This is a genomic window from Desulfocurvus thunnarius, from assembly GCF_055390965.1.
Map to the genome: position 1 here is coordinate 380,706 of NZ_AP042411.1, position 12,443 is coordinate 393,148.

The following is a 12,443-nucleotide window of genomic DNA, read 5'->3' on the forward strand; positions in this document are numbered from 1 at the left end:
GGTCCCGTCGCTTTGGTCCCTTTCGGGCACAAAAAAAGGGCGGGGAATCCCCGCCCTCTTCGCGCAGCAACCTTGCGCCCAGGAGACGTTTCGCGCCTAGAACGGCACGTCGTCCATGCCGCTGGCCTCGCTGGGGAAGGCCGGGCCGAGGTCTTCGTCCTCCTGGAACTGCTGCTGGGGCTTGCGGTTGCCGCCCTTGGCCGGGGCGGACGGGCGCGCGGGGGCCTGCTGCGGCTGGGGGGCGTCGTAGCCGCCCTGCTGCGCGCCCCGGGGGTCCAGGAACTGCACGCGCTGGGCCTTGATTTCCGTGGTGTAGCGGTCCGTCCCGTCCTGGGCCTGCCATTTGCGCGTTTGCAGGCTGCCTTCCACATAGACCTGACTGCCCTTATGCAGATAGTTGGCGCACAGCTCCGCCTGGCGGCTGAACACGGCCACCCGGTGCCATTCGGTCTGCTCCACGCGCTGGCCCTGCTTGTCGGTATAGCTCTCGTCGGTGGCCACGTTCAGGTTGCAGATGGCGGCGCCGCTCTGGCTGTAGCGCAGCTCGGGGTCGCGCCCCAGCCTGCCGATGATCATGACCTTGTTCAGCGATGCCATGTCGTTCTCCCGTTAAAGTTTCGTCCTGGGCCTGGATACGATGAAAGGGGCCTCGGGGGCAAGGGGCTCCAATTCGTCCAGCAGGGCTTCGAGCCGTTCGGACAAAGCGTTGGCCCGCGCGGGGTTCCAGTCGGCCAGGGCGGCGTCCAGCTCGTCGGCCAGAGCCTGGGCCCGGGCGGCGTCGGCCTCCAGGGCCCGGCGCACCTCGGGCGGCGCCTCCAGGCGCAGCACGTCCGCCAGGTCGCGCGCAAGTTCCAGCACACCGCGCGGCGCCGCCCCGGGCAGGGCCTGCTCGCCGCGCCAGGCCAGATGCACCAGCCGGGGCCAGTCGCGGGCCACGTCCTCGGGGCGAAACGTCGTCGCCGTCACGCGGATTTGCAGATTCCTGCCCATGCGCGGCGCTAGGTGCGCTCCTCCCACTCGCTTTTCACGCGGTTGACCACGTCCTGGATCAGGGTCAACTGGTCCGGCGGGCATACGCCGATGAGCGGCTGCCCGGCCTCCACGCTGTGGTTGTCCTTGAAGTACACGGCGTAGATCATGCCTTCCGGGCCGGAATACGGCAGCACCGTCTCACGCTTCATGCGCGAGACGATGAACAGGTCCTGCCCGTCGCGCACGCGCACGGACTGCGGACCGTAGGCCTTGATCTTGGTGTCCACCTCGGGGAAAAAGTAATACTTGGCCTGTTCCCGGGCCTGGAACAAGTACAAGGTCTTCTTGAGAATTTCCTGGATGACCTCGTCCTTGGTCAGGTAGTGGCGCAGGGTGTAGAGCACGGTGCCCGCCTCCACGAAGCGCCCGGCGTGCTCGGTGAACACCGTTTCCACCTCGCCGCGCATGGGCGCGCGGATGGGCTTTCTGTTGCGCTCGCGTTCCAGGTGCGCCAGCAGCGTGCCGGGGCGCTCGTTCCAGGTGCCCTGGGGGCCGGTGACCTTGGTGCCCGGCTCGGTGACCACGTGGGCCACCACGCCCGTATGCGGAGCCGCCACCTCCACCAGCTTGTAGGGGGCGGATTTCATTTCGTCGAGAAGAGCCTTCACATCCATCACTGGAGATTCCGTCCTGTTGTCGTGTCCGCAGGGCCGCGGGGCTAGCGGTAGTAGAGGTTGCGCCCGCCCATGGTCTGCAAGGCCTGGTTCAGGTTGGCGCGCACGTCGCGGCGGTCCCAGATGCCGTGGATATGCCCGCGCGACAGAGCCTGATGCGCCACATGATAGTTCGGCGGAATGTCCAGGCCGGTGGTTTCCTTGATGACCCCGGGCCCGGCGAAGCCGATGTTGGCGCTGCGGATGGCGAACTGGTAGGGCGAGCAGCCCAGGAAGCTGGCCACCGGCCCGGCGTAGGAGTTGGTGTCGTAGACCACGATGTACAGCCCGCCCGCCTCGATGTAGCGGCGCACGGCCATGGTGCAGCGCGGCATCTGGATGACGCCGTTGACGCCCTCCTGGATGCGGATGCCCGCCGTGCCGTGGACGTAGGCGATGAAGGGATAGTGCTTCTTGCGCGCGCGTTCCGCGGCGCGCACGAACTTCTCGCCCTCGGCGGCGCCCACGCTGCCGCCCCTGAAGGTGCCCACCAGGGTGGCGCAGATGACGTTGACGTGCTTGATGCGCGCCTCGAAGGTCACGCAGGCGGACTTGAGGCCGGTCTCGGCCTTGGCTTTTTCCAGCTTGGCCGACAGGCCGTCGTAGTCCAGCGGATTGCCGGACTCCACGCTGCGCGAAAACTCGAAGATGGACCCGTAGTCGAAGACGTTGTGCAGGTACCACTGGTATTCCATGCGGAAATGGTGCCCGCAGGTGGGGCAGACCCCGGCGAAGTCGCCGAAGAGGTCCGGAGCCCAAAGGTCCTTGCAGCCGTGGGTTTCGGCATTGGTGCAGGTCAGCACGCGGTCCTCGCGGGCCTGGGGGCTCACGTAGACGCCGGGGGCGTCGCAGGAGCCCTTGTCCCAGCAGGACAGCTCCGTCAGACTCTTGCCCGTCTCCTCGGAGCAGGCCGGGGCGCGGTCCAGCGCCAGAACCCGGCGCGCCCAGCGCACCGGCACGGCGGCCTTGTCGCGCACCACCTGGAACTCGCTGCCGATCTCCTCCAGCATGTGCGTGAACTTCTTCTTGTGCTTGCGGAAAAAGTCGTACTTGAAGAAGGAGTAGACCGACCAGCCCGCCTCGCGCGCCAGGCGCTCGATCTTCTTGCCCAGGGGCGAATTGTCGATGTAGGCGTGGCGGCTCATGCGGCGGAAGCGCTGGTAGCGCCGCCAGACCAGCCGGTCGCGTGCACCGGCCGAGAGCGTCCAGCGCACGTAGATGTCCTCGGCGGTGGCGTTGCGCTTGTTGCGCTGGGCCGAAAGGGTCATGGCCCGGAAGAACTTCCAGCCGCGCACGTTGAGGACCACCTCGTCCGTGGCGCGGATGACCTCCGAGCGCAGGATCTTGAAGAAGTCGTAGTGCTCGGGCCGGGCGCCCAGGGGCGGCTCCTGGACCACGCGGTCCACGTAGCCCATGGCGCGGTTGTCGTCGGCGGTCATTTTCAGCCGCCGGGCGCAGGTTTCGATAAGCTCCGGGGTGGCGCGCTGGCCGTCGCGCAGGCGGCCCTCGATGGCCGCCGCGCCCTCGGGGCTGATGACCGAATAGTAGCCGTGGGAGAGCATCAGGCGCATGTCGGCCAGGCCGATGGCCTCGGCCCCGCCCGAGCCGCCCTCGGAGAACACGGCGATGACCGGCACCTTGAGCCCGGCCATCTCGTAGAGGTTGCGCGCGATCTGCTGGGCGGCGCCGGGGTAGTCCTCGATGGGGTAGGCCCCGGGGGTGAAGACGTAGGTGTGGATGGGGATGTTCTCGGTTTCGGCGACCTGCATATAATGCTGGGCCTTGGCGTTACCCCAGGGCTTCACCGAGCCGCCGTTGCGGAACTCCTCGCCGTGGCCCTTTTCCTGGCCGATGACCATGACCGGCTGGTTGTAGACCTTGCCGCCCACGCGGCGGGTGATGTAGGCCCGGGCGATGAGCACGCTGGGGTCGATGTTGTATTCGCCCTCGCCGCCGATCTCGGTGTAGTTGTCGTAGACGTTTTCCAGGATGTCCTTCAGGCAGATGCGCTGGGGGTGACGCACGATGCGCACCTTGTCCATGGGCGTCAGCTCGCGTTCGAGCTTTTTCTCCAGAAAGACGTAAAGGTCTTCCAGGGCATCGATCTGACGGGCGGCTTCCTGGGCCGACATGCCCGAGCCGTTGTCCGTGAAGTCCTTGAGCTTGGACTGGAGCAGCTCGATGTTGGCGTTTTCCTTCTCGGTGAAGATGTCCTGGATATACTTGAGCCTTTCCACAAGGCTCTGGATGCGCTTTTCGATGTCCATGGCTATCCGGGGGATGACCGGCGCGGCGGCCCCGGGCAGCGCGCTGGCGGCGCGGCGGGCGGGGCGGAGGGCGCCGGGGGTTGAGGCGCGTCGCGCCTAGAAGACCAGCAGCTTCTCCGTCTTGTGACGCAGGAACTCCACGTTGGATTTCAGTTCCACGCCTGTGGAATCTGTACCGCCCAACACCAGTTTGTCAAGGAACTCAAGGCCGCGCGCCTTGGCTTCGGCCAGGTCCTTGCCCCAGACGATGGCCAGGGCCAGGTTGGGGTCGAAGTCCGTGGGGATCTGGTAGGGCTCGTCGGTGGGCACCTGGGTGTACATCGACAGCCACGGTGCGGGCTCCCAGGCGAAGGTGTCGATGCGCCCGGCCCATGGCGTGAACTTGTTGTCGGGGTCCTCGGCGATGAGGCGGTATTCGATGCCCACGCCCTCGAAGGAAATGTCCTTCTGGGTGTAGCCGGGGCGCTCGCCCAGGGCGCAGCGGATCTGCTCGGCGATGAGGTCCACCCCGTTTTTGCCGCCGATGCGCGAAATGACGGCGGACACGCCGTTTTCCACCTGGATGCGCGTGTTGACCTCCATGAGGAACGGCTCGCCCTTGGGGGTCACGATCCACTCCCAGGTGCCCACGCTGTCGTAGCCCGCCTCCCGGGCGATGGCCAGGCTGTGGTCCTTGATGGCCTCCATGACTCCGGCGGCGTCGAAGGCGTAGCGCAGTTCGGCCGGGGCGAAGCCCGGGGCGACCTCGATGCGCTTCTGGCGCCCGGTGGACTGCACCGAGCAGTTGCGCGTGCCGAAATGCAGGGGCTCGCCGCCCTGGCGGTCACACAGAATCTGCACTTCGAGGTGGTTAAAATCGAAGATGCGCTGCTCCACGAGCACGCCCTCGTCGCCGAACTGGCGCTTGGCGTAGTTGCGGATGCGCCGGTAGGTCATGCGGAAGGAATCGATGTCGTGGATTTCCTCGATGCCCATGCCGCCCCCGCCCGCCGAGGCCTTGACCAGCACCACCGGGCGGGCGACGCCCTGCTCGCGCTGGAAGCTGAACAGGTTGGCGGCGATCTCCTCGGCCTCCAGCTCGTCGTAGAGCGGGCGGTCGGAGCCCGGCACGGTGGGCACGCCCAGCCCGCGGGCCAGACGCTTGGTGTTGATCTTGTCGCCCAACTCGCGGATGACGCGCCACGACGGGCCGATCCAGACCAGCGAGCGGGTGCGCTCGGTGACGCGGCGGGCGAAGCGGAAGTCCTCGGCGAAGAAGCCGTAGCCGGGGTGCAACGCCGTTGCGCCCGCATCGTCTGCGACCGCAAGCAATTCATTGGCGTCCTGATACGACGAAATGCGGTACAGGGAGCCCGGGCCGCCCTTCTCGCGGGCCATGCGCACGTGGCCGGAGTGGGCGTCGGCGGCGGTATGGACGCAAACAAAATCCAGGCCCAGCTTGATGCAGGCCTGGACTATCCGCATGGCGATTTCGCCTCTGTTGGCTACGAGTACTTTTCCTTTGATGGGCACGTTTCCCGTCCTGGTTGAATCATTGCCCCTGCTGTTTCTTGCGCAAGGCGATCATGCGCTTTTGGACTTCCAGAACCAGCTTGTCCAGTTTGACTTCCTGGCGGCGGTCCAGGCCCTCGAAATTGCAACCCACAAGGCCGTTGTCGAGGGTGCGCATGACTTTGGCGCGCAGCTTGGGGATGAATACTTTCTTGTTGATGAGCAGATCGAACTCGACGAGGGAGCCGGCCGCGAAAGGCGCGCCGTCGCAGGCCTTGAAGGCCAGGCCCATGGCGGACACGTCCATCACCTCACAGGTGGCTCCGCGCTCGGGGATGAAGACCGCAAGCCCCGGAATTCTGGCCCGGAAGGCCCGCCGCTGGGCACCCTGCTCGTCGCCGGCAATGGAAAACGACAACTCCTCGGAAGACATCACGGCTCCTGCTACCTGCTGACCTGCTTTTCGAGCACGATCTCGACGCGGCGGTTGCGGGCGCGGTTCTCCTCCGTGTTGTTGGGGAACAGGGGCTCCATGTCGGCCAGCCCCGTTGCTGTCAACCGCTTCTGGTCGATGCCGAGCTGCATTAGATAGCGCAAAACATACACGGCCCGCAAGGACGAAATTTCCCAATTATCCTTGAAGCGTCCGCGCGGATTGGGCGGAACGTCGTCGGTGAAGCCCTTGATGTTGATCTGCTGGTCGTTGGCCTTGACCAGGAAATCCTTGAGCATCCGCAGCACTTCCTGGCCGCGCTGGTTCAGCTCCACCTCGCCGCTGGCAAAGAGCACGTCGCCGGGCAGGCGCAGGGTGATCTTGCCCTCCTCCAGCACGGCGCCGACCACGCCCTCCACGCCCCGGCGGGTGATGAAGGTGCGCACGTCGGAAAACACCTTGCGCTGGGCCTCGATGAGCTGCTTTTGCAGCAGCACGGTGTCCAGGATGGCCGCCTCCTCGCTCTTCACGCGGGCGGTCATCAAGGCGTCGTCCTTCATGCCCAGGGCCAGTTTCACGGACAGGAACGAGTCCGTGAACTTCTTGGGGTCCAGGGTGGACATGGAATAGAGCAGAATGAAGAAGACCAGCAGCAAGGTGACCAGATCCGCGAAGGTGAGGATCCACTCGTTTTGCTCCGGCTCGGGCTCTTCCACGCCGAGCAGGGTTTCCCACTTGTCATCTGCCACTGCTCTTGCGCTCCTTGGGCGGCTCGAAGGACGACAGCTTCTCGTAGACGAGGCGCGGGTTGTTGTTCTCCAGGATCGACTTGGCGCCCTCGAAGATGATCTGCAGGTGCAGTTCCTCCTGGCTGGTACGCGCGCGCATCTTGCCCGCGAAAGGCAAAAAGATCAGGTTGGCCATGATCGAGCCGTAGAACGTGGTCAGGATGGCCACGGCCATGGCCGGGCCCAGGGAGGTCGGGTCCGAAAGGTTGGAGAGCATCTGCACCAGGCCGATGAGGGTGCCGATCATGCCGAAGGCCGGGGAGTAGCCCGCCAGCTTCTGAAACACCTCGATGGAGATGTTGTGGCGGCGCTTCATGGTCCCGATCTCGATGGTCAGCGTGTCGCGGATGAGCTGGGGGTCGGCGTTGTCGGCGATGAGCTGGCAGGCTTTCTTGAGGATGGGGTTCTCGGTCTGGATGTTCTCCAGGGCGATGAGCCCCTCGCGGCGGCTGATTTCCGCGATGCGGACCATGATGTTCACCACGTCCTCGACCTTGCCCTTCTTCTTCATGAACATGGACAGGGCGCCCATGTGCGAGTCGATGACATCCTTGAGGGGGAAGGTGACGCAGATGGCCGCGAAGGTGCCGCCCACGACGATGAGCAGGCCCGGGCCGTTGTAGAACAGGGCAAGGTCGCCGCCCATGGCCATGGCCCCGATGACGAGGACAAAGCCGAGTATGGAGCCAAGTAGGGTAACGATATCCATGCGCGTTGCTCCGCTAGTGTTGCATCAGCGTTGACACCGGCGCGGAATGCGTCAACACTGCCTCCCGGGCGGCCCGCCGAGGCCGACACGATCGTCAACCTCGTTCCAAAGATTCACATAATTATGCAAAACATCGAAAAAGTCCAGAAAGCTGCGGAGTTCATCCGCGCGGGCCTTCCCGCGCCGCATCCCGCGCGCACGGCGGTGGTGCTGGGCACGGGCCTCGGCGCCTGGGCCGACGGCCTGGCCGAGGTGGCCTCCTTCGACTACCCGTCCATTCCCGGCTTCCCGCATTCCACCGTCCAGAGCCATGCCGGAAAGTTGACGGCGGCCCTGGTGGGCGGAGTGCCCGTATGGGTCCAGCGCGGGCGCTTCCACCTCTACGAGGGCTGGTCGCCCGCCGAGGTCTGCATGGGCGTGCGCACCCTGGCGACCCTCGGCGTCTCGCGGCTGGTCATCACCAACGCCGCCGGAGCCCTGAACCCCCAGTTCGACGCGGGCGGGCTGATGCTCATCACCGACCACATCAACTTCACCGGCGCCAATCCGCTCATCGGGCCCAACCAGGACGCCTGGGGCGAGCGCTTCCCGGACATGAGCCGCATCTACGACGCCGGGCTGCGCGAACTGGCCCTGGAGCAGGCCCGCGAGCTGGGCATCCGCCTGGAGCGTGGTGTCTATATCGGCGTAAGCGGGCCAAATCTTGAGAGCCCGGCGGAAACCCGCGCCTTTCGCCTGCTGGGGGCCGACGCGGTGGGCATGTCCACGGTGCTGGAGGTCATTGCCGCGCGGCACATGGGCCTTGCGGTGCTGGGCATCTCGTGCCTGACCAACAAGAACCTGCCCGACTGCATGGGCGAAACGTCCCTGGATGATGTCATCGCCCAGGCCGGGGCGGCCTCGGGGCGGCTGTCGCGCCTGCTGGGCGCGGTGCTCGCGGCGGCGTAGCCTGCGGGACGGAGGCGCCGCGCGGGGAGGGAGCGCCCCGCCCGCGCGGCACGTCAGGCCTGGGAATTGGGATACGGCGCCACCACGTCGTCCATGTTCAGCCGCTTGGCGCGGAAGCCGTCGGCCTCGATGACGTAGCGGGTGATGGTGTTCCCGTCGTGGTCGATGATGTCCAGCCCGCTCTCGTGGCCCTCGGCCATGGCCTCCATGACCCGCAGCACGACATCCTCCACCTGCTCGTACTCGCCGTCGTGCTCCACCACGACGGTGCCGCCCTCGTAGCTGACCTCGTCGAAGTCCAGCACCTCTTCCAGGCGCTCGAAGGCCTGGGGCGAAATGCCGTTGAACGTGCCGAAAATCTTCACTCCCTTGCGCATGGCCTTTTCTCTCGGACAGGTTCCCGGCGCGGCCCGGGGTTCGGGTTCATGCCCCAGTCCTAATTCCGCGATTTTCGAAAGTCGAGGGAAAAGCGGCTCCTTGACGCCCGGAGCGCCCCCAGGACCAAGACCGGGCCAAACATTCCTGGTAAATCTTGAATTTACGGCATGTTGCTCCGTTGGCAAGGTGTTTGCTTGAAGGGTGCCGACCGGCGTGGCGGACGCCAGCGCTCCGACACCACGCACCTGCAAGCACGCTCCCAAGGAGGACCATCATGCTCTCGCTGCTCAAACGTCCCGAATCCGAAGGCGCCCAGAGGCAAAAGATCGACAGCGCCAAGGAGCTGTTCACCTCCGGCCAGTTCCAGGTCGTGACCACCCGGGACATGCCCGGCAAGGCCGTGCGCCGGATCATCGGCCTGGCGGCCTTTCGCGCCTACGACATGGAGCAGGCCTTCTACGGCATGATCACCCGCGCCCTGACCAACGGCGCCAACGCCATCGTCGGCTACCAGGAGAACGTGGCCTTCCACCCCGACGGCAGCAAGTACATTTCCTGCTACGGCACCGCCGTGCGCGTGGTGGACGCCAAGTAGCCGCCCCGCTCCCCTGCGACGGCAAACGGGGTGCGGCCTTGCGGCCGCACCCCGTTCGCGTCTCCGGCACCGGAAGCCCGGCCCCTAGAGTCCGATCTTGCGCTGGAGCAGCAGTTCGTAGGCCTTGAGGCCCGCATTGCGCGTCAGGTCGCGCCCGTCGAGCACCAGCCGGTCGAGGATGACGCCCTCGATGGTCTTCCCGGCGGTGGCGAAGTTCGTCAGGTGGAACACGAAGTTCGTCTCCATGAACTCCACTCCGTCCATGTGCAGGTGCAGGGCGTCCACCTGAATTCTGCCGCCGCCCAGGTAGCTCACGCGATGGGCCTGGGCCGAATCGTTCAGCCAGCTTCGGAAATCGGCGAAGGTCAATTCCTGCGCGGCCTCGCGCGCCGCGCTTTCGTTCGCGCCCTGGCCCACGGCGCGCACGATGACAAAGCTCATGTCCCGGCCGTCGGGCAACAGGAACATGCGCCGCTCCAGGTCGGCCATGGGGTCGGCCTGGGTGGCGGGCGCGGGCGCGCCCGTCGGGGCCGCCGCCGGAGCCTGGGCGGCCCCGGTGCCGGTCGTCTTGCAGCCGAACAGAGCCAGGCCGACGGCAAGGAGCACCCCCGCCGCCAGCGTCGATTTCAAAAAGTGCCGCGCCATGGTCGCCTCCGGTGTTCTGCGTGGTGCAGCGCCCGGGGCGGGGCCCCGGGGTCCGCGCTCTGGATACACCGGGGCGGGCCGTTTGCCAAGCCCGCCCGGGCCGCGCGGCGCCTTCACGCGCCCACGGCCAGGGGCGCCCCGCCGGAGCGCCGGCGGCCGCTCTCCGGAGCCAGGCGTCGCCCGAGCATGGCCCCGGCGCTGGCCGCGTCCACCGCCCGGGCGTAGAGCCAGCCCTGCACGCGGTCGCAGCCCAGGGCGCGCAGGGCGTCGGCCTGGCCCGGGGTCTCCACGCCCTCGGCGACCACGTCCATGCCGAAGGTCCGGCCCAGGCCGATGATGGCCCGCACCGTGCCGCCGTGGGCCGGGCTGTCCACCATCCGCGCGATGAACGAACGGTCGATCTTGATGGTGTCGAAGGGAAAACGGTGCAGGTTGGACAGGGACGAATAGCCCGTGCCGAAATCGTCCATGACCAGCGACACGCCCATGGCCCGCACGGTGGCGATGGCCTGCTCCACCTCGCTGGAGGGGTCCAGCAGCAGCGACTCGGTGATCTCGACCTTGAGCCGCCCGGCTGGAGCGCCGCTGGCCCGGACGATGGCCTCGAAATCGCGCGCCGCGCCGGGGCGCATGAAGAAACGCGGCGACAGGTTGACGCTCACGCTGGCCCGCCCGGGCGCCCCGGTTTCCTGCCAGGCCCGAAGCTGGCGGCAGGCCTCGCCCAGCACCCAGCGGTCGATGTCCAGAATCAGCCCGGCCTCCTCGGCCAGGGGCACGAACTCTCCCGGAGGCAGCAGCCCGCGCGTGGGGTGCTGCCAGCGCACCAGAGCCTCGACCCCGTCCACGGTGGAGGTTTCGAGGTTCACGATGGGCTGGTAGTGCAAAAGGAGCTCGCTGCGCGCCAGGGCCCGGCGCAGCTCGGTTTCGCATTCGAGCAGCCGCAGGGCGTGGCGGTGCATGCCGTCGTCGAACAGGGCGTACCCGGCCTTGCCCACGGCCTTGGAACGGTACATGGCCGTCTCGGCGTCGCGCATGATGTCCTCGGCGCGATGGTAGCGCCCGGCGCCGAGCACCACGCCGATGCTCACGCTGCCGAAGAACTCGCGGCCCCCGAGGTTCACCGGCTCGCTCAGGGCCTCGCGGATGCGGTCGATGACGCCCTTGACCTCGCGCAGCTCCCAGGCGTCGGGCAGCAGCACGGTGAACTCGTCGCCGCCGAAGCGGGCCAGGGTGTCCACGTCGCGCAGGCAGGACCGGATGCGCCCCGCCGCCGTTTTCAGGAATTCGTCCCCCGCGCGGTGGCCCAGGCTGTCGTTGACCAGCTTGAAGCGGTCGAAATCCAGGAACAGCACGGAAAAATCGTAGTCGTCGTGGCGCCGGGCCAGGCGATGGGCGCTTTGCAGCCGCTCCATGAACAGCGTCCGGTTGGGCAGGCCGGTCAGATCGTCGTGCAGGGCGGCATGGCGCAGGCGGACTTCGGCCCGGCGCACCGCCGAGCGGTCCTCCAGCGAGGCGACCACGCACACGGGCCGCCCCTGGCCGTCGCGCACCACGGCCCCGCAGCGGCGCAGGGCCAGGGGCACGCCGTCGGCCCTGGGCAGGTCCTCCTCCTGGATGAACTCGTCGCGCAAGCCCTGGGCGCATTCGCGCAACAGGTCCGGCAGATGCACCGCGCCGTCGCTGCCCGGAGGGCACGGGCAGCGCCCGCGCCAGGCGTCGTCGTTTTCGAGGCCCAGCAGGGCCCGGGCCGGGCCGTTGCACTCCAGCATCCGGCCCTGCATGTCCAGCACCTGCAAAGGCGTGCCCAGCCGCGCCATGAGCGGCCACAGTTCCCCGACCGGATCGTGCTCGCAGAGTTTGTCCAACTCGCAGTCCCTGTCCATCCGCGCCGCTCCTTTCCCGACGTTCTCGAACCGCGTCCAGCAATATTGAAAATGAAAATCAGTGTCAACTCAAAAAGACGAAATCCGTTGCCCGAGAGCGGGTTGCGCAATCCGCACCCGCGAGTTTCCGGGAAACCGGACCGGAAGGGACACGCCTGGCTGCGGCAGCGCCTCCCGGCAGCCCAGGGCCGCGCGACCCGCGTGGGCCATCCCACGCCGCCCGGCCACGGTGCCGAAGGAAGGCCCGACGACGCCCGCAAGGCATGCTGCGCAACGGCGCCAGGGAAAGCCCCGGGCCGATGCGCCGACGGAGCACATCCCGCCGGGAAGTGCCCCCCGGAACCGCAAAAGCCGGAGCGGGCCGGTACGCATCCAAAGGACGGTACGGCGCAAAAACGGGGTGCGCCCGGGGCGCAACGGGGCCGAAGGGGCGGGCGAATCCAAACGAAAAAGGGTTTTCCCGTCCTTCCCACCGGGAGAACAGGAAAACCCTTTTGCTTCAACTGGTACCGGGGGCGGGAATCGAACCCGCACATTGTCGCCAATGCCAGATTTTGAGTCTGGTGCGTCTACCAGTTCCGCCACCCCGGCCAGTGCCCGGACTTCCTATGGCATCGGGGG

Annotated in this window: 13 protein-coding genes and 1 tRNA gene; 2 read left to right on the plus strand and 12 right to left on the minus strand. The window is 67.0% G+C overall.

Annotated elements, in window-relative coordinates:
* Positions 1–96: 96 nt before the first annotated feature.
* From ACZ5KV_RS01690 to ACZ5KV_RS01725, 8 genes are all read right to left on the minus strand, one after another.
* Complete coding sequence (locus ACZ5KV_RS01690; protein ID WP_464240613.1) at positions 97–597, minus strand: single-stranded DNA-binding protein; 501 nt, start codon at positions 595–597, stop codon at positions 97–99.
* A 12-nt stretch (positions 598–609) separates the two neighbouring features.
* Positions 610–990, minus strand: a complete 381-nt coding sequence (locus tag ACZ5KV_RS01695) for a hypothetical protein (RefSeq protein WP_464240614.1) — start codon at positions 988–990, stop codon at positions 610–612.
* Positions 991–998: 8 nt separating this feature from the next.
* A complete protein-coding gene (locus ACZ5KV_RS01700) occupies positions 999–1,649 on the minus strand; it encodes a biotin attachment protein (RefSeq protein WP_464240615.1) in 651 nt (216 codons plus the stop codon).
* 41 nt (positions 1,650–1,690) lie between these two features.
* Positions 1,691–3,952 (minus strand): carboxyl transferase domain-containing protein, encoded by a 2,262-nt coding sequence (locus ACZ5KV_RS01705; protein WP_464240616.1) that lies wholly within the window; start codon positions 3,950–3,952, stop codon positions 1,691–1,693.
* A gap of 96 nt (positions 3,953–4,048) precedes the next feature.
* On the minus strand, positions 4,049–5,416 hold the full coding sequence (locus tag ACZ5KV_RS01710) for an ATP-binding protein (RefSeq protein ID WP_464240617.1): 1,368 nt from the start codon (positions 5,414–5,416) through the stop codon (positions 4,049–4,051).
* Between the two features lie 67 nt (positions 5,417–5,483).
* Positions 5,484–5,876 carry a PilZ domain-containing protein gene (locus ACZ5KV_RS01715; protein WP_464240618.1) on the minus strand — a complete coding sequence of 131 codons (393 nt, stop codon included), beginning with the start codon at positions 5,874–5,876 and terminating at the stop codon, positions 5,484–5,486.
* Positions 5,877–5,887: 11 nt separating this feature from the next.
* Positions 5,888–6,625: an OmpA/MotB family protein gene (locus ACZ5KV_RS01720; protein WP_464240619.1), complete on the minus strand. Its 738-nt coding sequence runs from the start codon at positions 6,623–6,625 to the stop codon at positions 5,888–5,890.
* Positions 6,615–7,373: a motility protein A gene (locus tag ACZ5KV_RS01725; RefSeq protein WP_464240620.1), complete on the minus strand. Its 759-nt coding sequence runs from the start codon at positions 7,371–7,373 to the stop codon at positions 6,615–6,617. The genes ACZ5KV_RS01720 and ACZ5KV_RS01725 overlap by 11 nt, the downstream gene beginning before the upstream one ends.
* A 123-nt stretch (positions 7,374–7,496) precedes the next feature.
* On the opposite strand from ACZ5KV_RS01725, the gene ACZ5KV_RS01730 reads away from it, so the two are divergent.
* Complete coding sequence (locus tag ACZ5KV_RS01730) at positions 7,497–8,321, plus strand: purine-nucleoside phosphorylase (RefSeq protein WP_464240621.1); 825 nt, start codon at positions 7,497–7,499, stop codon at positions 8,319–8,321.
* A gap of 53 nt (positions 8,322–8,374) precedes the next feature.
* On the opposite strand, the gene ACZ5KV_RS01735 is transcribed toward ACZ5KV_RS01730, so the two are convergent.
* Positions 8,375–8,698, minus strand: a complete 324-nt coding sequence (locus ACZ5KV_RS01735) for a hypothetical protein (protein ID WP_464240622.1) — start codon at positions 8,696–8,698, stop codon at positions 8,375–8,377.
* Positions 8,699–8,973: 275 nt separating this feature from the next.
* Here ACZ5KV_RS01735 and ACZ5KV_RS01740 point away from each other — a divergent pair, with 275 nt between their 5' ends.
* Entirely contained in the window at positions 8,974–9,294 is a 321-nt protein-coding gene (locus ACZ5KV_RS01740) for a hypothetical protein (protein WP_464240623.1), read from the plus strand.
* A gap of 84 nt (positions 9,295–9,378) precedes the next feature.
* On the opposite strand, the gene ACZ5KV_RS01745 is transcribed toward ACZ5KV_RS01740, so the two are convergent.
* The 3 genes from ACZ5KV_RS01745 to ACZ5KV_RS01755 all read right to left on the minus strand — a co-directional run bounded on the left by ACZ5KV_RS01745 (position 9,379) and on the right by ACZ5KV_RS01755 (position 12,413).
* Complete coding sequence (locus ACZ5KV_RS01745) at positions 9,379–9,939, minus strand: hypothetical protein (RefSeq protein WP_464240624.1); 561 nt, start codon at positions 9,937–9,939, stop codon at positions 9,379–9,381.
* A 113-nt stretch (positions 9,940–10,052) separates the two neighbouring features.
* Positions 10,053–11,822 carry a putative bifunctional diguanylate cyclase/phosphodiesterase gene (locus ACZ5KV_RS01750; RefSeq protein WP_464240625.1) on the minus strand — a complete coding sequence of 590 codons (1,770 nt, stop codon included), beginning with the start codon at positions 11,820–11,822 and terminating at the stop codon, positions 10,053–10,055.
* Between the two features lie 504 nt (positions 11,823–12,326).
* Positions 12,327–12,413: transfer RNA gene (locus tag ACZ5KV_RS01755), tRNA-Leu, on the minus strand.
* Positions 12,414–12,443: the final 30 nt, after the last annotated feature.

Excerpts from the sequence above, each read along its gene's own strand:
- ACZ5KV_RS01690 (WP_464240613.1), bottom strand. The coding sequence starts at position 597 with ATGGCATCGCTGAACAAGGTCATGATCATCGGCAGGCTGGGGCGCGAC.
- ACZ5KV_RS01695 (WP_464240614.1), bottom strand. The coding sequence starts at position 990 with ATGGGCAGGAATCTGCAAATCCGCGTGACGGCGACGACGTTTCGCCCC.
- ACZ5KV_RS01705 (WP_464240616.1), bottom strand. The coding sequence starts at position 3,952 with ATGGACATCGAAAAGCGCATCCAGAGCCTTGTGGAAAGGCTCAAGTAT.
- ACZ5KV_RS01710 (WP_464240617.1), bottom strand. The coding sequence starts at position 5,416 with ATGCGGATAGTCCAGGCCTGCATCAAGCTGGGCCTGGATTTTGTTTGC.
- ACZ5KV_RS01715 (WP_464240618.1), bottom strand. The coding sequence starts at position 5,876 with ATGTCTTCCGAGGAGTTGTCGTTTTCCATTGCCGGCGACGAGCAGGGT.
- ACZ5KV_RS01725 (WP_464240620.1), bottom strand. The coding sequence starts at position 7,373 with ATGGATATCGTTACCCTACTTGGCTCCATACTCGGCTTTGTCCTCGTC.
- ACZ5KV_RS01730 (WP_464240621.1), top strand. The coding sequence starts at position 7,497 with ATGCAAAACATCGAAAAAGTCCAGAAAGCTGCGGAGTTCATCCGCGCG.
- ACZ5KV_RS01735 (WP_464240622.1), bottom strand. The coding sequence starts at position 8,698 with ATGCGCAAGGGAGTGAAGATTTTCGGCACGTTCAACGGCATTTCGCCC.
- ACZ5KV_RS01740 (WP_464240623.1), top strand. The coding sequence starts at position 8,974 with ATGCTCTCGCTGCTCAAACGTCCCGAATCCGAAGGCGCCCAGAGGCAA.
- ACZ5KV_RS01745 (WP_464240624.1), bottom strand. The coding sequence starts at position 9,939 with ATGGCGCGGCACTTTTTGAAATCGACGCTGGCGGCGGGGGTGCTCCTT.
- ACZ5KV_RS01750 (WP_464240625.1), bottom strand. The coding sequence starts at position 11,822 with ATGGACAGGGACTGCGAGTTGGACAAACTCTGCGAGCACGATCCGGTC.